The following is a 20,570-nucleotide window of genomic DNA, read 5'->3' on the forward strand; positions in this document are numbered from 1 at the left end:
ACTTCGGTGTCTTCGTAACCCGCAGCCGCCTTGATCAAGACCGGCGTCACTCGATAACTCGTGGCCGATCCCGACCACGACAGCACGCCTTTGGCAAAGGTGATCTCCGCAGGTGCCGCGACATCCTTCGCCACGACACTCGGTGGGCGGATCGACACGCGCCAGGCATCAATGCGCCGGTTCGCAGGAGTAATGACGACGAGCGAATCATTCCCGGTGATGGCCATGCCTGCATTGCCGCCGCTGAGACTCGTCAAAACGTGAGCCTTGCTCCATTCGTGGCCATTTTCATCGGCGGAGAGGTAAAGACGGCAGTGATTCTTCGAGTGTGCCGTGAGCAGAGCGAGCGCTCCATTCGGCAAGTGCTGCAACGTCGGCAGCTTGCCTGCTGCGGACATCTTTTCCGGTGCTGACCATGTCTCGCCGCGATCCGCAGACCACACGCTCACGAGTGATGACTTCGCGCTGCTGCCCGTGCGCACGATGGCGAGCCAGTCGCCGCCTTTCGTCGGCGAAACCGTCGTTTCGAGCCAGGGCGTCGTCACCGGCGCACCCGCCTTTACCATCGCCGCCGCAGTCGTGATGCTGGAAAGCACCGTCCAATGCTTCCCACGGTCCGCCGAGGTCAAAAGCAGCGCGTGATTGCCATGCTTGCCCCAGGCGTACGCGGGCATGAAAAGCACTCCCTTTTCATCCTCGAACGTGTGAGGCAGCGGTCGTGCGATGACGCCAAACTCCGCCGGGCAATCAATCGTCGCCTTCTCCGCCTGCCACGTTCGCCCCTGATCCTTCGAGATCGCGATTTGATAAGCATCCGCAGGCACATCCTTCGCCGTGATCTCGCCGCGCTTCTTCGGATCAGGCACCCAGCGGATGCCAAACGCGAGCAGATCGCCATTGCGCAGTTTGTCAGCCCACAGATCGACCATCTTCGCCATCGGCCAGTCATCCGGCTGCGCCTTCCAAGTCGCGCCGCCATCCTCCGAAATACGCGCGCCCATGCCGCCGGAACCACCAAAGTCATCTGGATGATTCGGGTAAAACATCAGAAGCCGATCTCCTGCCGAAACAATCTGCCCCGCGCCCGTGATGCCTTCCCGCTCCACCACACTCACTCGCGGCGCGACGGTGATTTGGAGATCAGCAGCGCTAAGAACGGCGCTGAATAAAGAGAAGATGAAGCCGAGTTGTTTCATGGCTTCAGCATCTCCTGCACCTTCCCGATGATTCGCTCTTCCAGTGTGTCGGCGAATTTATCGGGATGCAGCGGATTCGACCAATACATGAGCGAGCGGAAGGCCTCGTAGCCGCCTTCATGCAGCACGCGCTTGCTCGGGATGTAGGCGAGGATGTTGTTGCTGTAACCAGCGACCCAGCGCGCGCCTGGCCCGCCGAACTCGCGCTTCAAACGCAGCGAGTAATCCACACACGTCTCACCGCTGAGCGCCACGAAGGTCAGGTCGCTGCCAAAGCGCACGGTTTGAATCGGGTAATCGTAGTGATCCCGCAAGCCACCGTTCTTGATCGCATACAGCCGCTTCTCGTCCCACTTGCGCTGATAGACCTCGTAGCCCTTGTCATAGCCTTCGCCGGTGCTGAGACGCTTCTCGATCAACTCCGTCGTCGGGATGGATTGATAATCGAGCCGCGTCGTCTGCCAGTCGATGCGCAGCGGCCCTCTGATCGGCTTCGGCTTCGCATCAATCGCCGCCTCCACTGCGGTGGCGAGGCTTTGACCGTGACGCAGGCTGAAGATCGGGCTGAAACGCGGATACGCGTTTTGATCGCCACCGCAGCCCATCATGAACAGCGCCACCGTGCCCGGATGCGCTTCCTCGATCATCTGCTGCGCATGACCCGCGTAGTCGCCATGCCACTGCTTGATGCTCATCGACGTGTTGTGGCAGGCATAGCCAAAGACAATCGCGCTCAGCTGGCCCGCCGCCGTGGCCACCGTCAGCACCGGCACATCATGATCCACCACGCCCTCGGGATTCGGGCTGTTCAAGTAAGGATCGCCCGTCGGCTTGTCGCTCTTCAAGCGCCGATTCATCGCAAAGCCGCAGCGCGCATGGCCATAGCTCACCGTCGCCGGTTCCAGATGCTGCAAGGCCTCGCCGATGATGCCCACGATCTTGTCCGTCAAAAATGCGTTGTAGCGCAGGCAGCGCTCCTTCCGCAACGGATCAGTGAAGCTCATGAACTCAAGCTCCGTGTAGCGCAGCTCCGGTCCGCAGTGTGTGTGCGAGCAGTTGAGCAGCAGCGCCTTCTCCGGCAGACCAAACTTTGCTTTCACCGCTGCTGCCACGGCATCGCGGAGCTGGTAGGTCACCTCCACGAGATCCAGCGTCACCATGACGAAGCGCGCACCCTGCTTGTCCTCAATAGCGAGCGACTTCGCATACAACTCCATCGCCGTGCCTTCCGCCGGCACCTCACGATTCGCGAAGCCTGCGAGATACATCGGCTCCGTCGGCGTGATGACTGCTTTGGCTGCTGCTGCTTTCCACTCCGCAGGTTCAGCAGCCAAAAGGCTCCCGCACACAATCCACGCGGCACAGGTTTGAAAAAATCGCTTCATACGTGTTATGCCTTTGGCTTGAGAAACAGCACCTCGGCGCGCTCGATCCAGCCTTTGCGCAGATCCATGCGGAACCAGCCATCGCTGTTCTTCGCGTTGATGCGGCAGCCAGAGCGTGGCCCGAATTCCTTGAGGTCGTATTGCGCCCAGGTCTTGCCTTTATCAGGCGACCAAATGATTCCGCAGGCATAGGTGGATGCGGGCGCGCAATGTGTGGCGACGAAGACACCGGCCTGATAGAGCATGTTCGCGGACTCAAACATGGGATTGAACAGCAGCGTGTGCTTGGACGTGTCCGTGAAGTCCTGCGGATCACACATGAAGATGCCGCGATCATGTCGATTGGCGATGGCGGGGCCGTTCGCGTCGGCGATCCAGTAAATCTTGCTGTCGATGAAGTTCATTCCGCCGGCTTTGAAGCGCGAGTTCGAGTCCACCGAGATGACCAGCTTCCAGTCCCAGGTATCGGCCTTCGCATCGTAGGTGCCGCGTAGCCAATGGACCTCTTTGCCATGTGTGCGATCAATATCGCCAGTGCAGGCGTAGAAAGCCTTCTCCGCCGGGTTGTAGCACACGTTGTGGATGTGGCGGGCGATGAGCGGGTTCTTCGGATCGCCGAGCATTGAAGCCTCTGGCGGCGCTTCCTTTTGCTGGAACTTCGGGTTCTGGCCAAAGGCATACGCCAGCTTCACCGTCTCGCCGTTGTCGGTGGAGTAGTAAATGTTCACCGGCACGGCACCCCCGAGCACGTTGCAGTAGTTGCCCCACACGAGCATCTCCTTGCCATCCACGTCGAAGCAGTGGTCGCCATCGAGCGAGTGGAAATACCAGCCCGGCTGATCCGCTTTCACCGGCTTGTGTGGCAGGTAGTCGCTGCCATCCGGATTTTTCACGATGATCTCGCGATGAGATTTGAGATTGTCCGTGCTGAGGAAAAGTTTTTCACGCGTGGCGAAGAGCACGTTCCCATTCTTCATGAGCACGCTGAAGGTAATGTTCTCCGCCTCGGCAAAGTCCGCGTTGTGCGCCCAGGTCTTCCCGCAGTCATCGGAGAGCATGATCTTCCCACCGCCAAACGCGAAGGCCCTGCTGCCACGTTGCGAGTCGATGTATGGCCCGTCCGTCGCTGGCATCCGATAATAGAAATGCTCCGTCTCACCTTCGATGGCAGGCGCGGCATGAGATTTGGAGAAAGCTGGCAGCAGCAGACTGCTGGCGGCGGTGGCGATGAAGTGGCGACGTGTTTTCATGCGGTGAGTGAGTGAGTCAGTTACGGTGCGGAATACTCGCCCTTCCAAATCGGGCCGTGGTCGATGCCACGATCATCGCGGTAAAGACTGAAGGTGGACTCCATGTCTTTGAGGAACTGCGCGAAGACCACGTCATCGCGAAAGAAGATGCTTTTCGAGTCCTCCGAGATCAGCCCAGCCTTACGCAGCGCAAAGTGAAGCTGTGTGAGATTGTCGCCAAACATGCCGAGACGCTGCCGTTGCTTGTCAGTGGCGTATTCCGCCAATGCCGCTCGGTAGTGCTGCTCGATGGCGGGAAACATCGGCGCGTAGAGATTCTTCATCACGTCCTCGTTCACTTCATACTGGCTGCCTTTGTAGATGGGCGACTGCGCTTCCTTGTGCGCTCTCATCTTGGCATCGAGTTCGTCATAGAGGCTGCGCATGTGCTTCCAGCCAGGACCGTAGGCACGCTGAAGCCACTCATTGAGCGTGGCGCTGACATCGAGCTGCGCGTTCCACATCTGCTTCGCGAGCAGGTAATTGATCGGCGCATTCACACCCCACGCGCTGGTGCCGACCATGCGGGCACCCCAGGCTTTGTTTTGCACCGCAGCGGGCAGTTCGCGCTTCAGAATATCAAGCAAGACAGGCAATGGCGCTCCGTGGTAGCTGCGCATCCAGGTGGAGTAGTTGTGGTAGTAGAAGTGCGGCGTGATCTCGCCCCAGCGCTTCATCACGCCCTCAAACTCGGCGCGGTAGAGTGGCTTGAGCAAACCATAACCATAGTAGTTCAGCGGTGCCCAGCAGAGTGAGAGATTATCCGGCAGCTTCGGCACTTCTGGCGGCGGATACTGGTAGTTGTAATACACAAAGCCGCCGAGTCTGCGCGCCGGACGCTCTCGCGCGATGATCTCACCCACTTGTTTGTAAAACGTGAGGATCGCCAGCGAGTGATTCTTCTTCCCGTGCGCATCAGTCGTGATCAGCTTCGCGCATCGCGCACAGGTGCAAAAGCCGCCGCCATCCGTGGGTGAGATGCTCGACATCTCGCGCGTCGGATTCCGATCCATGCTCTCGATGACTCGCTTCGCGAACAACTCCACCAAACCCGGCGCTGTGGTGCAGAAGAACTTCACTTTGCCATTCCTGACCGCCTCACCGTTCGATGACTTCCACTCGGGATGCGCCTCCATGTCGGCAGGCTTCAGGTAGTCGTCCCAGGCGTGGCCGTAACCTGTCACAAAGGGATGAAATGCATTCGTCAGTCGATGCCGCCGCATCCAGGTCGTCGTAGCAGACTTTGGCCTGCCGGGCGTCCCCGCATCACTCTCGCCCACATACGCGAGAGATCGCGTCGCCAAACTTGGCGCACCACAGATCGCCTCCTTCAATGCAATGCTGAGCACGTCGTGCTTCGGTACATCCTCACCCAACTCACCAGGAAAAAGCCAGCGCACACCGATGAAACGCTCCACGAACTCCTGAGCCCCAAACAGCGTGCCATGACTCGGCACAAACCATGTGTCTGGCTTTGCTGGTGCCAGATCATCATTGCCCGAGATGATGACATCTTGTGCCTCGACACGAATCTCGAATCCATCATGCGGCAGTCTGCCGTCAGACGCGATGCGGATGGCTGGAGACGTTACACTTTCACTCGTGATCACCAGCATGACACCCGTGGACTCCTGAATCGCATGCTGGATCTCCCGTGCAGCGAGCTTCGCCGTTTCCGGCGCATCGGCAGCATGATGGATGACATGCAGACTGCGGTTGCTCTCCACCAACTTCACTTCATTTGCAAAGGCACCCGCAATCCCAAAGATCAAGGAAAGGACACAAAACTTCATCCTCACTCTACGCTCCCCGAGGTTCATCTTTGCTTAGTGGCGGGGGTTACTCCCGCTTGCTCAGCAGATACTTCAGCAGCTCCAGCGCCTGGCGCTCTGGCAACGCTTCGAGCAGTCCGGGTGGCATGATTGAAACAGGAAGCTTCTGGCGGTCTTTGAGGTCGGACTTCGAGATGACGACGCTTTCGGTCACCGTGCGCGCAGTGATAGCAGTGTCGGTTTCCTGCTCGATGACGCCGGAGACGACGCTGCCGTCTTTTTTCGTCAAAACGTGAAGCTGGAAATTGTCTCCGACGACGGCGTTCGGGTCGATGATGTTCTCCAGGAAGTAGTCCAGCCCGTTGCGCCACGATCCAGAGAGATCGGGGCCGAGTTTGCCACCCACGCCACCCATCGCATGACATACGGCGCAGAGCTGCTGGAAGGTCTGCTCGCCCGATTTCGCGTTGAAGGCCCACAGCGGTGCGGACTCGTAGGCTTTCTTGAGCTTCGCGATGCTGGCCTTCGCCGCAGCACTCGATTCGTTCACCTTGCCCCACGTCGCGTCGAGCAGCGTGTTGATCTCCGCCTGGTTCAAATTGCGCATCTGGCGGATTTGCAGGCTGCTGAGATGCTTCTTGTCGAAGGTGCTGGCTTTGACGGCCACAAGCAGTGGCTTGGCGAGTTCGGGACGGCTCGTCAAAGCACCCAAAGCGGCGCTGCGGTCAGCGGGGTCAAGATGGTCAAAGCGGTCAAGAAGGGTCAAGGCGGTGGCCGGATCGTTCGAGCGCGAAAGCAGCGGAATCACCGCCGTGGTGAAAGCAGGCTCCTCGAGCAGCTTCGCGAAGATCGGCGTGGCCTCGTCATCTCCGACGCGTTTGAGCAGATCGAAGGCTGCGCGGCGTCTCGGAAGCAGTTGGGTGGTGTCCGCCAGGAGTGCGCGCATTTCTGCAAACACTGCGCGGTCTCCAAAGATCGCCGAGAGCTGTCGGACGAGGTCCGACGCGTCAGACTGGTCCGACAAGTCCGACCGAAGCTGCGGCCACGCTTTCGGCATCTTCACCACGGCCTCATCCTTCAACGAAAACGCCAGCATCTTCAGATCCCGCGTCGTTTTCAGTGTCTTCACCAGCGCCTCCCGGCCTTCGGCGCTCTTTCCAGCAAACCAGCGGATCGAATCGGCCAGGGAAGGCATCGGCGTCTTCTCCGCCAGAGCCAGACCCCGCGTCCAATCGTCCGCGATCACCCGCGCGAGGCCAAACCAGATCATCTTCGGCAGAAAGCGGTCATCCTTGTCCTCGCCATGCATCGCCAGCGCCGAGGCGACCTCCCAAACCGTCTTCGTATCCAGCTTCGGCAACGCCGAAGCTAGCGCGAGGCGCACAGTGGGCAAGGGGTCGGTTTGCGCGAGCTTGAGGAGAGTCTCGAAGCTGAGTTTGGATTTCCCAGCTTCTTCCGTGGCGAGCTGGATGGCCCATGCACGCTGCACATCTCCTCCCATCCGAGCCGTGTTCTCCAGCACCTTGTTATTCAGATCACCAGACACATGCAGAGCCCAGAGCAGTCCAAGACTTGGCGGTGAAGGAGCGTCGGGGGGAGAATCAAGGGGCTGCGTCGAACCCAGCAACAGCGATTGCCCTCTTTCCTGAATGAGGCGTCTGGCGGTTCGTGAACTCCAATTACACGGATTAGAGACGAGGTTAGCCAGTTTATGGCTGGATACCTCGCCCAAATCCACCTTCACCGGCTTGTACGTCTCCTTCCACGAGATACGGTAGATGCGGCCGTTGGTGCGGTCCCATTTTTCGTCGTCGGGGTTGTGGCAGTGCTGGGTGTCGGTCCAGTCGATGACATAGACGGCACCGTCAGGGCCGGTTTGGAGATCGACGGGGATGTAGTCGGACGCGGAGCTGTGGAGGAGGTCGTAGCCAGCATGAAAAGTCTCGTAGCCGCTGCCGGTGCGGACCATGTGCTGATGATTGAGCTGATGGCCGTGCAGGTTGTGCGTGAAGAGGTGGTCGCGGTAGATCGCGGGCCAGTTGTCGCCGTTGTAGATCATTGTGCCGACGTGCGAGTGGCCGCCATACACGGCGGTGGTGCCCGGTTTGCCCGCGCCGCCTTCGCCGCTGTCGTAACGCGCGGAGGCGGGCAGGTAGTTTTGCAGCTCAGGCGCGAAGTCCGGCGCGGTGGCGGAGATGAAGGGCGCGTAGTTTGAGTTTGATTGATTCCAGAAGTGACCGTTGCGGATGGCGTTCGTCGTGCCGCCCTTGCCGAAGAAGCTGCGGCAGTGCGTCATGAAGAAGTGGCCGTTGCTGTTGTAGTCGAGACCCCATTGGTTCGATCCGCCGTGGCAGAAGACTTCAAACACATGCCGCACCGGATGATAACGCCACACACCAGCGCGCATGGTGACACGGTCCTTCGCATCACAGCCCGGCTTGCCGATGGCGGCCGTGTTGAAGACGCCTTGATTGCCGTAAAGCCAGCCGTCTGGGCCCCAGAGGAAACTGTTCAGCGTTTCGTGCGTGTCTTGATAGCCGAAGCCGTCGAGGAGGATCTTCGTTTTGAAAGCTAGGCCAGCGTCGGACGGGTCAGACTTGTCTGACCCGTCCGACGCATCCGCGTGGTCATCCCGATCCGCGTCTGGAATAAAAAGCAGATACGGCGCGGCACCCACCCACACGCCGCCAAAGCCGACCTCGATACCGCTGACGAGATTCAGGCCTTCGCAGAACACCTTCCGCGTCTCGAAGCTGCCATTCCCATCTGCGTCCTCCAAAATGGTGATGCGGTCCTTCCCTTGCCCTTCCGGCTGACGATTCGGATAGCTGAACGCCTCCGCCACCCACATGCGCCCGCGTTCATCGAAGCAAAACGCGATCGGCTGCTTCACGTCAGGCTCCTTCGCGATCAACTCGACCTGAAAGCCGTCCTGCACGCGCATTTCGGGCAGGTCTTTGGAGGGATTTGGCAGCAGATGCCATAACACGGGGCTTTCATCCCCGCGCTTGTTGCGGTCGCCGCTGATGGTGAGAGTGGTGGCGGCAAAGCTCGGCTTTTGATCGTGGAAGACGAAGTCGTCGAAGTTCACATGCCCCCAGCCGCCTTTCGCTGCATCGGCGATGCGGATGAATATCTTCTTCCCGACCACGCTTTCGAGATTCACGGCCACGCGCTTCATGTCCTCGCGATCTTCGCCGCTGGCGCTGAACAGCACTTTACCGTCCGCCTCGTTCACGATCTCCGTTTTCATCGAACGACCAGCTCCGACGAGAAAACTGGCCCATGGATGCGTGGCGACAAAACTCGTCGAAGTGAGCGTGCCGGTGCCTTTGTCCCCGATGCGCTCGTAGCCGCCGAGCCAGAACTTGCCCGCATGCTGCGAGTTGCCGCGTTTGCGGATCGCCACCGTATCGCCTTCGACGGGTTGGCCCTTCCACGCATCGCCCTCGGCCTTCCAACCGTCGAGCGTGCCTTTTTCGAAGCCGAGGTTCAGCTCGGCGGGCGGCGCGATGAATGAAGTTTCAGGTTTCAGGTTTGAAGTTTCAAGCTGGGGCTTGAGCGCGTCGCGCTTGGGCATCGCGGTCTTGCCGAGGTGCGTGAGCTGGATGTTGCGGAACTGCACCCTGGCCGGTCCGGGGCCGCTGTGGAGCTGGAAGGCGATCTTGCCGCTCCACTCGGCGGCTTTGGCCTCGTGATCGTCGAGCACGCTCATGAGCACATCATTCACGCGCACCTCGACGTGCGATGCGGTGGCGGTGATGCGATAGGTGTTCCAATCGCCGGGCTTGAAGACTCTTTGGAGACTCTTCGGCTCAGCGAACACATCCGTCCATCGACGGCCATCCGGCGCGATGCTCACGCGGGCACCGCGTTCGACCAGCAACGCACGGCCATGCTCATCGTAAATGCGTCCGAGCCACACCGCGCCCTGATCGAGATCGGCCTGATAGCCGCTGGCGTGGCCGTTTTCGCCGCGCTGGCAGCGATACTGGATGCCGCTGTTTGCGCTCGGTCCGCCAGTGATGCGAAACTCCACGGTGAGATCGAAGTCATGCACCTCGCCATCCCAGAAGATCCATTCGTTGCCCTTGAGTGGCTTGTCGGCAGGGATCTCGCCCGTGATGGCACCGTCTTCGACGCGCCAATGCTCGGGTTTACCGATCCAATGCCCAAGCGTCTTTCCATCGAAGATCGACTCGGCGGCGAGGAGCGGAGCTGCGATGAGGAAAAAAGCGCAGAGGAATTTCATGGTGGGATGGAACGAGAGCCACCAGCGACTCTATTCAAACAGGTCCTGGGTTCTCGTCCATGATCCACGGCAATAGCGACAAAAAAGGAGGCAGGCCTGAGCCTGCCTCCGAACTTTCGATGATCAAACGAGGGTGGCTGACCTCAAACCACCACGCTGTGGACGCGGGTGATGCCGGGGATCTTCTCCAGCTCGGCCAGCACTTCGGCGGCGGGCGTGGAGTCGAGCGTGAGCAGGGTAAGGGCGGTGCCGCCTTCCTTGTTCCGGCTGAGGGACATGTCAGCGATGTTGACCTGGTTTTTCCCGAGGATGCTGCTGTAGGCGGCGATCATGCCGGGGCGGTCCTGGTTCTCGATGAGGAGCAGAGTGCCTTCTGGGCGGGTCTCGATGTGGCGGTCATTGACCTTCACGATGCGTGGCTCACCGGCAAAGAAGGTGCCGGCGATGCTGGCGGTTTCGGTGCCATTGCTAGCCTGGACTTCGATGAGGTCGGTGAAGACGTTGGCCTCGGGCAGGCGGCTTTCGGTGAAGCGCAGGCCGAGGTTTTCAGCGACGCCGTTGGCGTTGATGTAATTCACCTGCTCGGCACCGACGGCACGCTCGAGGAAGCCTTTCAGCACGGCACGGGAGATCAGGGTGGTGTCACCGCTGCCGACTTTGCCGCTATAGTTGATGCTGACGACGTTCGAGCGAGCTGGAGCGAGCTGGGAAACGACGCGGCCGAGGAGTTCGCCAAATTTGAGGAAGGGTCCGATCTCGGCGAGCACCTTCGGATCGACGTTCGGCATGTTCACCGCGTTGACGACAGTGCCGAGAAGGAGATGGGCCTTGATGACTTCCGCGATCTCGATGCCGACGTTTTCCTGCGCCTCTTCCGTACTGGCACCGAGGTGCGGGGTGAAGACGGTGTTTGGAGCGCTGAGCAGCGGGTAGTCTGCAGGTGGTGGCTCGACTTCGAAGACATCCAGTGCTGCACCAGCGATGGTGCCGTCGGTCAGGGCCTGGGCAAGAGCGGCATCGTCGATGAGGCCACCACGGGCGCAGTTGATGATGCGGCAGCTCTTCTTCAGGCTGGCGAGACGCTTCGCATTGATCATGTGCTTCGTCTCCGGCGTGAGCGGCATGTGCATCGTGATGTAGTCGGCCTGCACGATGGCGGCATCGAGGTCTTCACAAAGGGTCACGCCGAGGCTTTCCGCGCGGTTTTTGCTCAAATAGGGATCATAAGCCACGACGCTCATGCCGAAGGCTTTCGCACGCTTGGCGAACTCCGCGCCGATGCGGCCCATGCCGAGCACGACGAGCGTTTTGCCATAGACTTCGGTGCCCTGGAAGCTTTTGCGGTCCCATTTGCCGCTGACGATGGTGGCGTGCGCCTGCGGGGTCTTGCGGGAGAGGGCCATCATCAAGGTGAAGGCCTGCTCAGCAGTGGAGATCGTGTTGCCACCGGGGGTGTTCATCACCACCACGCCGCGCTTGGAGGCGATGGGGACGTCGATGTTATCCACGCCGACACCGGCACGTCCGATGACTTTCAGGTTCGGGGCAGCTTCGAGGACCTTGGCGGTCACTTTGGCACCGGAGCGGACGATGATGGCGTGGGCATCGCGGGAGGCCTCGATCATCGCAGCCTCTTCTTTGAGGTTCATGTTCACGACCACGTCAAAGGAGGACTCGGCCTTCAAGAGGTCGATACCTTTGCTCGAAATGGGGTCGTTGTTACCGGCGATGAGAATTTTAAACTGGGCCATAAGGGGCGCGCAGGCTAGGACATCGCGGGGATTTGGCAAGGAGGAGGTGCGTGAGCGGAATGTGGACAATCCAGCGAGCCTACGCCAGTCTCCGGCCCTCAACTTTTACCCCTACCTGACCATGCCTCTCTCTGCACAGATCGTCGAAGATATGAAAACGGCCATGAAGGCCAAAGACACCGTGGCCCTGAACGTGGTGCGCGGCCTGAAATCGGCCATCAAGTATGCCGCCATCGAGAAATTTGGTGCTGATGGAGAGCTGGACGACACCGACGCCATTCTGGTGGTGCGCAAAGAGATCAAAAAGCGCCAGGACAGCGTGGCCAGCTACGAAAGCGCCGCCCGTCAGGATCTCGCCGACGTGGAGAAAGCCGAGATCGCCGTGCTGGAGAAGTATCTCCCTGCCGCGATGAGCGCCGAAGACCTTGTGAAGCTCGTGGAGGCCGTCATCGCCGAACTCGGAGCCACCTCGAAAAAGGAAATGGGCAGCGTGATGAAGGTGCTCCAGGAACGCGCCGAAGGCCGTGCCGACAACCGCGCGCTGTCGAGTGAGGTGGCGAAGAGGCTTCAATAATTCCATGACCTCCGCCATCATCGTCGCCGCCGGGAGCAGCAGGCGCATGGGGTTTAATAAACTCCTCGCGCCGCTGGGTGGCGTCCCCGTGCTTTGGAGGACGCTGGGGGAGTTCCAAGCTTGTGCGGAAGTGGATGAGATCATTGTCGTGACTGGCGAGGACGTGGCGGAGCAGATCGAGCACTGGCGGGATCATGGCGGGCTGTCGAAGCTCGTCGCCGTGGTGCAAGGAGGCGCTGAGCGGCATCTTTCGGTGTGGGCGGGGATTCAGACATGCTCGCCGACATCAGAGATCATTGCCGTGCATGACGGCGCGAGGCCTTTGATCTCGCCAACACAGATTTCCAAATGCATCGCCGCTGCTCGTGAGCAACGCGCTGTGGCCTGCGCCAGGCCGATGACAGAGACGATCAAACGCGTGGATGCCGACGGCAAGATCACCGAATCCCTCGACCGCAGTGGCGTGTGGGTCATGGAGACGCCGCAGGTGTTTGCCAAAGACTTGCTCGTAAGTGCTTACGAGGCCGTGATCCGCGACGGAGCGCTCGTGACCGATGAAGTCTCCGCCGTGCAGCACGTCGGCGTGGCGGTGCTCGTCGTCGATAACCCCTCGCCGAACCCCAAGATCACCTTCCCTGCCGACCTCGTGTTTGCGGAGAACTTCCTGCGCTGATGCCGGTCCTGACCTCCAGCTACCACGCCCCACGCTGGCTGCCGGGAGGTCATGCACAGACGATCTTCCCCGTGTTTGTGCCACGTCGGCTGACTGTCTGGGACAAAGCCGAGCGCCTGGAGCTGGCCGATGGCGATTTCCTGGAGCTGCGCTGGATGTCGGCCAAGTCGAAGCCTCAGACATCGCGGCTCGCCATCCTTTCGCATGGTCTCGAAGGTTCGGTGGATGCGACTTACATTCGCAGCATGGTGCAGACTTTGGCCATGGAAGGCTGGGACGTGCTCGCGTGGAATTATCGCGGCTGCGGCGGCATCGAAAACAGGCTCCAGCGCTTTTACCATAGCGGCGAATCCGGTGACCTCCGGCTCGTGATCGAGCACGCAGCAGCCTCATTTCAGAACATCGTGCTCGTGGGTTTCAGCCTCGGGGCTAACCTGAGTCTGAAATGCGTGGGCGAAGCTCCAGCGCATCCAGCCATCCGCGCCGTCGCCGCCATTTCAGGCCCGGTGGACCTCGCCTCCAGCGCCCTGGCTTTGGACGAGAAAAAATCCAACCGCGTGTATCAGCAGCGCTTCCTTCACTCGCTGAAAGCCAAGGTTCTCGCGAAATCTCAGCGCCACCCCGAACTTCGGCAGATGCTGGCCGGTCGCGATGGCATCGCCGCCGTGCGCACGCTGCGTGAGTTTGATGAACGCATCACCGCCCCGCTGCATGGTTTCGCCGATGCCGAGGACTACTGGGCGCGTGCCAGTTCGCTGCCACACTTGGCCAAAATCAAGGTGCCCACGCTGCTACTGAACGCGCGAAACGATCCGCTGCTCTGTCTGCCCTCCTTCCCCGAAGAGCTGGCCCATGGCAGCCCATTCCTCCATCTGGAAGCCCCCGAGCACGGCGGCCATGTCGGCTTTCTCGACTTCCGCGCCGGTTTGCAACCATGGTCGGAGAGACGCGTGCTGGAGTTTATCTCCGCAGCGGTGTAAGGGCGACTCCATGGCGCTCGTTCAAACCGCCCTCACAACCCCATGAAGAAAGCCCTGCTCCTCCTCTCCTTCCTCGCCGCGACCTGTTTCGCCGCCGAGATTCCCCAAACCGCCAAAGTCGGAGAATTCTTCGCCGGCTGCCAGGCTTACAGCTTCCGCATGTACAGCGTCTTCGAAGCCATCGACAAGACCGCCATCGCGGGCGGCAAGACCATCGAGTTCTATCCCGGCCAGAAGTATGACGACAAAGCCAAGTGGGACCAGAACGCCACACCCGAGATGATCGCCGCCGTCAAAGCCAAGCTCGCTGAGAAAGGCCTGACTCCCGTCGGCTTCGGCGTCATCAAGCTCGGCAAAGATGCCGCTGCTGACCGCAAGGTCTTCGAGTTCTGCAAAACCATGGGCATCGGCATCGTCATCTCCGAGCCCGACGTGGCTGGCATGGACGGCATCGAGGCACTGGTGAAGGAATTCGACATCAAGATGGCCATCCACAACCATCCGAAGCGCCCGCTGGACCGCGCCTACCTTTTCTGGGACCCGAACTACGTGCTCGGCCTCGTCAAAGATCGCGACCCACGCCTCGGCGCCTGCGCAGACGTGGGCCATTGGGTCCGCAGCGGACTCGATCCCGTCGATTGCATCAAGATCCTCAAAGGCCGCATCTTCGACAGCCACATGAAGGACCTCACCGAGTTTGGCAATGTCAAAGCCCACGACCTCCCTTTCGGCCAGGGCAAGAGCAACATCGCCGGCATCCTCGCTGAATACCACGCGCAGGGTTATCCCGGCCCGCTCCACTGCGAATACGAGCACAACTGGGAAACCAGCGTGCCCGAGATCACCGCCTGCCTCACCTTCGTGAAGGACTGGAAGCCAGCGAAGTAATCACTCGCGACCTCGTTCATTCCCCGGCCTGCGGACTTCGGTTCGCAGGCCTTTTTTGTGGAGTGCAACCTTCCACTCCACGCAGGGTTTCAGGCGCCATCACCCATGAAGGCTCTCGTTTCCATTCTGCTCCTGCCCGCTGCCGCATTCGCGGCCAATGACGCTGAAGCCACCGCCCATGCGGGCATCTCAGCGGATCAGCTGAACTTCTTCGAGAAGAACATCCGCCCTGCACTCATCGAGCATTGCTACAAATGCCACTCGTCCGAGTCCGAGAAGGTCAAAGGCGGCCTCACGCTCGACACGAAGCAGGCCACCCTACTCGGCGGTGAGTCCGGCCACCCCGGCGTCACGCCTGGAAACCTCGCCGAAAGCTCCATCTACGAGGCCATCACCTGGGCGAATGACGACATGCAGATGCCGCCGAAGAACAAGCTGCCCGAGGACGTCATCGCCAACTTCAAGAAGTGGATCGAGATGGGCGCACCCGACCCCCGCGAACAAAAAGTGGCCAATACCAGCGGTGGCAAACGCCAGATCGACATGGACGAAGGCCGCAAGCACTGGGCCTTTCAAAAGCCCGTGAAGCACGACCTCCCCGCCGTGAAAACCGAGGGCTGGGCCAGGACCGACATCGACACCTTCGTCCTCGCCGGCATCGAAAAAGCTGGCCTGCACCCCGTGAAGGATGCTGACCGTCCCACGCTCATCCGCCGCATTGCTTACGACCTCACCGGCCTACCGCCGACGCCCGATGAAGTGAAGGCCTTCCTCGCCGACACCTCCCCCGATGCGGTGAAGCGCGTCATCGATCAGTATCTCGACTCGCAGCGCTTCGGCGAACGCTGGGGCCGCCACTGGCTCGACATCGCCCGCTATGCCGAAAGCAGCGGCAAAGAAGTCAACGTGCTCTACCCCCACGCCTGGCGTTACCGCGACTACGTCATCGAGTCCTTCAATCGCGACAAACCCTACGACCAGTTCCTCAAAGAGCAGCTCGCGGGTGATCTCATGAAGTTCGAGACCAAGCATGATCAGGCCGAAAAGATCGTCGCCACCGGCTTCCTCGCCATCGGCAGCAAAGGCCACAACAACCGCGACAAGCGCCAGTTCGCCATGGATCTCGTCGATGAACAAATCGACGCCGTCTCGCAGTCCATGCTCGGTTTGACCCTCGCCTGCGCCCGCTGCCACGACCACAAATTCGACCCCGTCACCCAGCGCGACTACTACGCCCTCGCTGGCATCTTCCTCAGCAGCGACACCCTTTACGGCACCTACAGTCAGCTTCAAAACGCCAACACCAGCACCCTCATCGAACTTGATCGTGGTGCCGACATGCCCTCAGGACTCGCCGCCATCTCACCCAGCGAATACGCCAAGCTGAAAAAGAACCACGATGAGGCCGTGCAGACCGCCGAGGACATCCGCGAGCAAGTCCGTCGCTCCAGCGCCGAACAGCGCAACCAACAAAACGCCGCCAACTTCCTCCGCGTCCGCAGTTCGTTTGATCGAGCAGAATCCGTGAAGGCCGACCTGGACCTCTTCTACTCCGATGGCACCCCACGCACCCTCGCCATGGGCACGCTCGACAAAGAACGCCCCGTCAACACCACCATCCTCATCCGTGGAGATGTCAAACAGCCCGGAGAAACCGTGTCACGCGGCCTCGTCGAAGTCCTCTGCGCCAAAGGCGAACCTCTGAATATCAGCGAAGGCAGCGGCCGTCTCGACCTCGCCTGGTTCATCGCTTCCAAAGACAACCCACTCACCGCCCGCGTCATGGCCAACCGCGTCTGGCTCAAGCTCATGGGCAGCGGCATCGTCGCCACGCCAGACAACTTTGGCCTCATGGGCATGAAGCCCAGCCACCCCGAGCTGCTAGATCATCTCGCCCTCACCTTCATGAACAAAGGCTGGTCCGTGAAGCAGCTCATCCGCGAGATCATGCTAAGCCGCTCTTATCAAATGGGCTCCGGCTACGATGCCGCGAACTACGCCGCCGATCCCGAAAACAAACTGCACTGGCGCATGAGCCAGCGCCGTCTCGATGCCGAAGCCATCCGCGATGCCATGCTCTTCGTGGGCGGCACCCTCGACTTCTATCCTGTCGATGGTTCCCCCGTCGCGCGTGCTGGAGAGGGCCGCGAAGGCATCCTCAACCTCGCCCGCGAGGTGATGAACAAACCCTACAACTACCGCAGCATCTACCTCCCCATCATCCGCGATCAGATCCCCGAAGTCCTCAGCACCTTCGACTTCCCCGATGCCAGCCTCGTCACCAGCGAGCGCGACACCACGAACGTCCCCAGCCAAAGCCTCTTCCTCATGAACAACCCGCAGTCCATCAGCGCTGCGGACGCCTTCGCCAAACGCATCGGCGAGTTCAAAGGCACTCCCATCGAACGCCTGACCTACGCCTACCAGCTCTGCTTCGCCCGCCCACCCACTGAAAAGGAACTCGCCGCCATTCGCGCTTTCTGGACCCGCTTCCCCGACCAAGCCGCCAACGGCAAGCAGACGAAAGAAGCCAAAGACTACGCCCAGAAAGCCGCGCTCTCCGCCTTCTGCCAAAGCCTCTTTGCCAGTGCCGAGTTTCGGTATCTGAATTGAGTGTTCGTAGTTCGGGCTTCAGCCCGTGTCGGTGCTTGATTCTCAGGCACGGGCTGAAGCCCGAACTACGAACTACTCCTCACGCCGCATTCCGCTCGATGCGCTTCTTCACGATGGGGGCACGTTCGCCTTTGACGACGGCTTCATTGATCGAGACAGATCGGACATCCACGCGGCTGGGCACGTCATACATCACGTCGAGCATGATTCGCTCGAAGATGCTGCGCAGGCCGCGTGCTCCGGTGCCGCGCTTCACGGCTTCGCGGGCGATGGCGAGCAGGCCTTCCTTGTTCACGTTCAGGTCCACGCCTTCCATGTTGAGCAACTTCGCGTATTGCTTGAGCAGAGCGTTCTTGGGTTCGGTAATGATGCGCACGAGTTCGGCCTCGGTGAGTTCACGCAGCGCGCAGATGATGGGCAGGCGTCCGATGAATTCGGGGATCAATCCAAAGCTGATGAGATCCTCGGGCTCCACCTGCTTCAGCGTCTCGTCTTTGTCCGCTTCCTTTTCCATCACACCGCCGACGAAGCCCATCGTGCGGCTGCCTTTGCGACGCTTGATGATCTGGTCGAGCCCGACAAAGGCGCCGCCGACGATGAAGAGGATGTTTTCCGTGTTCACCTGGATGTACTCCTGCTGCGGATGCTTGCGGCCACCCTGCGGCGGCACGTTGCAGATCGTGCCTTCGATGATCTTCAGCAGCGCCTGCTGCACGCCTTCGCCGGAGACATCACGCGTGATGCTCACATTGCCGGTGGTGCGGCCGATCTTGTCGATCTCGTCGATGTAAATGATGCCGATCTCCGCGCGGGCGACATCGAAGTCAGCGGCCTGGAGCAGGCGAAGGATGATGTTCTCCACGTCTTCGCCGACATAGCCAGCTTCTGTCAAAGTCGTGGCATCAGCGATGCTGAAGGGCACGTTCAGGATCTTCGCCAAGGTGCGTGCGAGCAGTGTTTTGCCGCAGCCAGTCGGGCCGAGCAGCAGCACGTTGCTCTTCTCGATATCGACATCATTCGGGTCGTTCATCTTGCGCGGCTGATCCTTCTTCATCGCCTGCTGGCGGGAATGAAGGATGCGCTTGTAATGATTGTGAACCGCCACGCTGAGCACCTTCTTCGCCTGATCCTGCCCGATGACATGTTCATCGAGCGTCGCACGAATCTCGGCGGGGCGTGGCACGTTCAGCCCACCCGCATTGTCCGTCTCCTGCGCCGACTCGCGGTCGAGGATGCTCTTGCAGACGCCGATGCAGTTGTCGCAAATGTACACGCCCGGGCCGGCGACGAGTTTGCGCACCTCCGCGTGGCTTTTGCCGCAGAAGGAGCAGAGGGTGACGGTGGAGGTGCGTGGCATGGGGGGGGCTGCTGAGAATCTCGCACGAAGCTGGATTGCCCGTCAAGACGGCATCGTATCAATACTGCCATCGTAACATTTTCGAGACGTTTCCCTGCAACCTGCTTTACTCCTGACCTCTCCATCCATGATCGAGTTCGATTTTATCATCATCGGCAGCGGTGCCGCAGGTCTCAGCTCGGCTCTCCATGCTTGCGAGCATGGTCGCGTGGCTCTCATCACGAAGCGCGGAGCGCTCGACTCAAACTCAAACTGGGCCCAGGGCGGCATCGCCTGCGTAACCAGTGAGCAGGACAGCATCGAGCAGCATGTGAGCGACACCCTCATCGCCGGGGCAGGCCTTTGCCATGAAGATGCCGTCCGCGTCATCGTCACCGAAGGGCCTGCGCGAGTCGAGGAGCTGGTGAAATGGGGTGTGGACTTCGATCACCGCGAAGCACCCGACGGACACCTCGAGTTCGATTTGACCAAAGAAGGCGGCCACTCCCGCCGCCGCGTGCTCCATGCCGCCGATGCTACGGGCCGTGAGATGACCGAGAAGCTCCTCGCCGCCGTTCGCACCAAAGAAAACATCACGCTGCTCGAGAACCACTTCGCCATCGACCTCATCACCACGGGCAAGCTCGGCTATGTCTCCGAGGACCGCGTGCTCGGCCTCTATGTTTTAAATGAAGAGACGCGCGAAGTGCTGACCATGCGCTCGGACCGCGTCGTGCTCGCCACAGGCAGTTGCGGGCGTGTGTATCTCTACACGACGAACCCACGAGTCGCCACGGGTGACGGCGTCGCCATGGCGTGGCGTGCTGGAGCCACCGTGGCAAACATGGAGTTCATCCAGTTCCATCCGACCTGCCTCTACCATCCCGAAAAACGCTCCTTCCTCATCACCGAGGCCATGCGCGGCGAGGGCGCGCGCCTCATCGGCAACGATGGCAAGGAGTTCATGCAAAACTACGACCCGCGCGGCTCCCTCGCCCCGCGTGACATCGTCGCCCGCGCCATTGACCATGAGATCAAGCGCACTGGCGGCCCCTGCGTCTATCTCGACATCTCCCACAGGCCCGCCGACTTCATCCTCAGCCACTTCCCGAACATCCACAAAGCCTGCCTGGAGGTGGACATCGACATCACGAAGCAGCCCATCCCCGTCGTGCCCGCCGCGCATTACCAATGCGGCGGCGTCGTCACCGACATTAACGGCGCCACCAAGATCCGCGGCCTCTGCGCCGTCGGCGAAGTCGCCTGCACCGGCCTGCATGGCGCGAACCGCCTCGCCAGCAATTCATTGCTCGAGTGCCTCGTCATCTCGCATCGCGCCGTCGAGCACATGATCAAAAAGATGCCCATCGGCAAAGAGCACGAGCAGATGTATCCCATCCCGCCCTGGCAAAGCGGCACCGCCGTGGACAATGACGAGCTCGTCGTCATCTACCACAACTGGGATGAGATCCGCCGCCTCATGTGGGACTACGTCTCCATCGTCCGCACCGGCAAGCGCCTCCAGCGCGCCGCTGCCCGTCTGCGCAATCTGAAGCGCGAGGTGCAGGAGTTTTACTGGAACTTCCGCATCACGAGCGAGCTGCTCGAGCTCCGAAACCTCGTCGAGACCGCCTCCCTCATCGTCGAATGCGCTATCCGCCGTCATGAAAGCCGCGGACTGCACTACACCCTCGACTTCCCCGAGAAAGACGACACCCGCCCTCCAGCAGACACGGTTGTCAGGCGGTATTGAGTTGGGGCGGCGACCTCAGCCCCGAGGTATTTCGAATGTTAAATAACAGCCGTCTTGTGTCCGGCCATGGCATTTCAGTAGGATGTTGCCCATAACCCAACCAATCCG

Annotated in this window: 13 protein-coding genes; 6 read left to right on the plus strand and 7 right to left on the minus strand. The window is 60.5% G+C overall.

Annotation, left to right across the window (positions count from 1 at the left end; all coding sequences use genetic code 11):
• From AC6FTP_RS05890 to serA, 6 genes are all read right to left on the minus strand, one after another.
• A partial coding sequence (locus tag AC6FTP_RS05890) for a sialidase family protein (protein WP_497205975.1) occupies positions 1-1,196 on the minus strand: 1,196 nt, incomplete at its 3' end.
• Entirely contained in the window at positions 1,193-2,581 is a 1,389-nt protein-coding gene (locus AC6FTP_RS05895; protein ID WP_497205976.1) for a neutral/alkaline non-lysosomal ceramidase N-terminal domain-containing protein, read from the minus strand. The genes AC6FTP_RS05895 and AC6FTP_RS05890, both read right to left, overlap by 4 nt.
• 5 nt (positions 2,582-2,586) lie before the next feature.
• Positions 2,587-3,831, minus strand: coding sequence for a beta propeller repeat protein (locus AC6FTP_RS05900; protein ID WP_497205977.1), 1,245 nt, complete (start codon positions 3,829-3,831; stop codon positions 2,587-2,589).
• Between the two features lie 20 nt (positions 3,832-3,851).
• Positions 3,852-5,663 (minus strand): DUF4838 domain-containing protein, encoded by a 1,812-nt coding sequence (locus tag AC6FTP_RS05905; protein WP_497205978.1) that lies wholly within the window; start codon positions 5,661-5,663, stop codon positions 3,852-3,854.
• Positions 5,664-5,709: 46 nt separating this feature from the next.
• On the minus strand, positions 5,710-9,894 hold the full coding sequence (locus tag AC6FTP_RS05910) for a PVC-type heme-binding CxxCH protein (RefSeq protein ID WP_497205979.1): 4,185 nt from the start codon (positions 9,892-9,894) through the stop codon (positions 5,710-5,712).
• Between the two features lie 143 nt (positions 9,895-10,037).
• Positions 10,038-11,645, minus strand: a complete 1,608-nt coding sequence (gene serA / locus AC6FTP_RS05915; protein WP_497205980.1) for a phosphoglycerate dehydrogenase — start codon at positions 11,643-11,645, stop codon at positions 10,038-10,040.
• Between the two features lie 121 nt (positions 11,646-11,766).
• On the opposite strand from serA, the gene AC6FTP_RS05920 reads away from it, so the two are divergent.
• The 5 genes from AC6FTP_RS05920 to AC6FTP_RS05940 all read left to right on the plus strand — a co-directional run bounded on the left by AC6FTP_RS05920 (position 11,767) and on the right by AC6FTP_RS05940 (position 17,373).
• Positions 11,767-12,219 (plus strand): GatB/YqeY domain-containing protein, encoded by a 453-nt coding sequence (locus AC6FTP_RS05920; protein ID WP_497205981.1) that lies wholly within the window; start codon positions 11,767-11,769, stop codon positions 12,217-12,219.
• Positions 12,220-12,223: 4 nt separating this feature from the next.
• Entirely contained in the window at positions 12,224-12,892 is a 669-nt protein-coding gene (gene ispD / locus AC6FTP_RS05925; RefSeq protein ID WP_497205982.1) for a 2-C-methyl-D-erythritol 4-phosphate cytidylyltransferase, read from the plus strand.
• A complete protein-coding gene (locus AC6FTP_RS05930; RefSeq protein ID WP_497205983.1) occupies positions 12,892-13,872 on the plus strand; it encodes a YheT family hydrolase in 981 nt (326 codons plus the stop codon). The genes ispD and AC6FTP_RS05930 overlap by 1 nt, the downstream gene beginning before the upstream one ends.
• A gap of 42 nt (positions 13,873-13,914) precedes the next feature.
• Complete coding sequence (locus AC6FTP_RS05935) at positions 13,915-14,760, plus strand: sugar phosphate isomerase/epimerase family protein (RefSeq protein WP_497205984.1); 846 nt, start codon at positions 13,915-13,917, stop codon at positions 14,758-14,760.
• Between the two features lie 105 nt (positions 14,761-14,865).
• Positions 14,866-17,373: a PSD1 and planctomycete cytochrome C domain-containing protein gene (locus tag AC6FTP_RS05940; RefSeq protein WP_497205985.1), complete on the plus strand. Its 2,508-nt coding sequence runs from the start codon at positions 14,866-14,868 to the stop codon at positions 17,371-17,373.
• A 79-nt stretch (positions 17,374-17,452) separates the two neighbouring features.
• On the opposite strand, the gene clpX is transcribed toward AC6FTP_RS05940, so the two are convergent.
• Positions 17,453-18,730, minus strand: a complete 1,278-nt coding sequence (gene clpX / locus AC6FTP_RS05945) for an ATP-dependent Clp protease ATP-binding subunit ClpX (protein WP_497205986.1) — start codon at positions 18,728-18,730, stop codon at positions 17,453-17,455.
• 127 nt (positions 18,731-18,857) lie between these two features.
• Between clpX and nadB the strand changes: the two genes are divergently transcribed.
• Complete coding sequence (gene nadB, locus AC6FTP_RS05950) at positions 18,858-20,462, plus strand: L-aspartate oxidase (RefSeq protein WP_497205987.1); 1,605 nt, start codon at positions 18,858-18,860, stop codon at positions 20,460-20,462.
• Positions 20,463-20,570: the final 108 nt, after the last annotated feature.

The sequence above is a fragment of the Prosthecobacter sp. genome (assembly GCF_044378005.1).
Taxonomy (GTDB): domain Bacteria; phylum Verrucomicrobiota; class Verrucomicrobiia; order Verrucomicrobiales; family Verrucomicrobiaceae; genus Prosthecobacter.

Excerpts from the sequence above, each read along its gene's own strand:
- AC6FTP_RS05895 (WP_497205976.1), bottom strand. The coding sequence starts at position 2,581 with ATGAAGCGATTTTTTCAAACCTGTGCCGCGTGGATTGTGTGCGGGAGC.
- AC6FTP_RS05900 (WP_497205977.1), bottom strand. The coding sequence starts at position 3,831 with ATGAAAACACGTCGCCACTTCATCGCCACCGCCGCCAGCAGTCTGCTG.
- AC6FTP_RS05905 (WP_497205978.1), bottom strand. The coding sequence starts at position 5,663 with ATGAAGTTTTGTGTCCTTTCCTTGATCTTTGGGATTGCGGGTGCCTTT.
- AC6FTP_RS05910 (WP_497205979.1), bottom strand. The coding sequence starts at position 9,894 with ATGAAATTCCTCTGCGCTTTTTTCCTCATCGCAGCTCCGCTCCTCGCC.
- serA (WP_497205980.1), bottom strand. The coding sequence starts at position 11,645 with ATGGCCCAGTTTAAAATTCTCATCGCCGGTAACAACGACCCCATTTCG.
- AC6FTP_RS05920 (WP_497205981.1), top strand. The coding sequence starts at position 11,767 with ATGCCTCTCTCTGCACAGATCGTCGAAGATATGAAAACGGCCATGAAG.
- ispD (WP_497205982.1), top strand. The coding sequence starts at position 12,224 with ATGACCTCCGCCATCATCGTCGCCGCCGGGAGCAGCAGGCGCATGGGG.
- AC6FTP_RS05930 (WP_497205983.1), top strand. The coding sequence starts at position 12,892 with ATGCCGGTCCTGACCTCCAGCTACCACGCCCCACGCTGGCTGCCGGGA.
- AC6FTP_RS05935 (WP_497205984.1), top strand. The coding sequence starts at position 13,915 with ATGAAGAAAGCCCTGCTCCTCCTCTCCTTCCTCGCCGCGACCTGTTTC.
- AC6FTP_RS05940 (WP_497205985.1), top strand. The coding sequence starts at position 14,866 with ATGAAGGCTCTCGTTTCCATTCTGCTCCTGCCCGCTGCCGCATTCGCG.
- clpX (WP_497205986.1), bottom strand. The coding sequence starts at position 18,730 with ATGCCACGCACCTCCACCGTCACCCTCTGCTCCTTCTGCGGCAAAAGC.
- nadB (WP_497205987.1), top strand. The coding sequence starts at position 18,858 with ATGATCGAGTTCGATTTTATCATCATCGGCAGCGGTGCCGCAGGTCTC.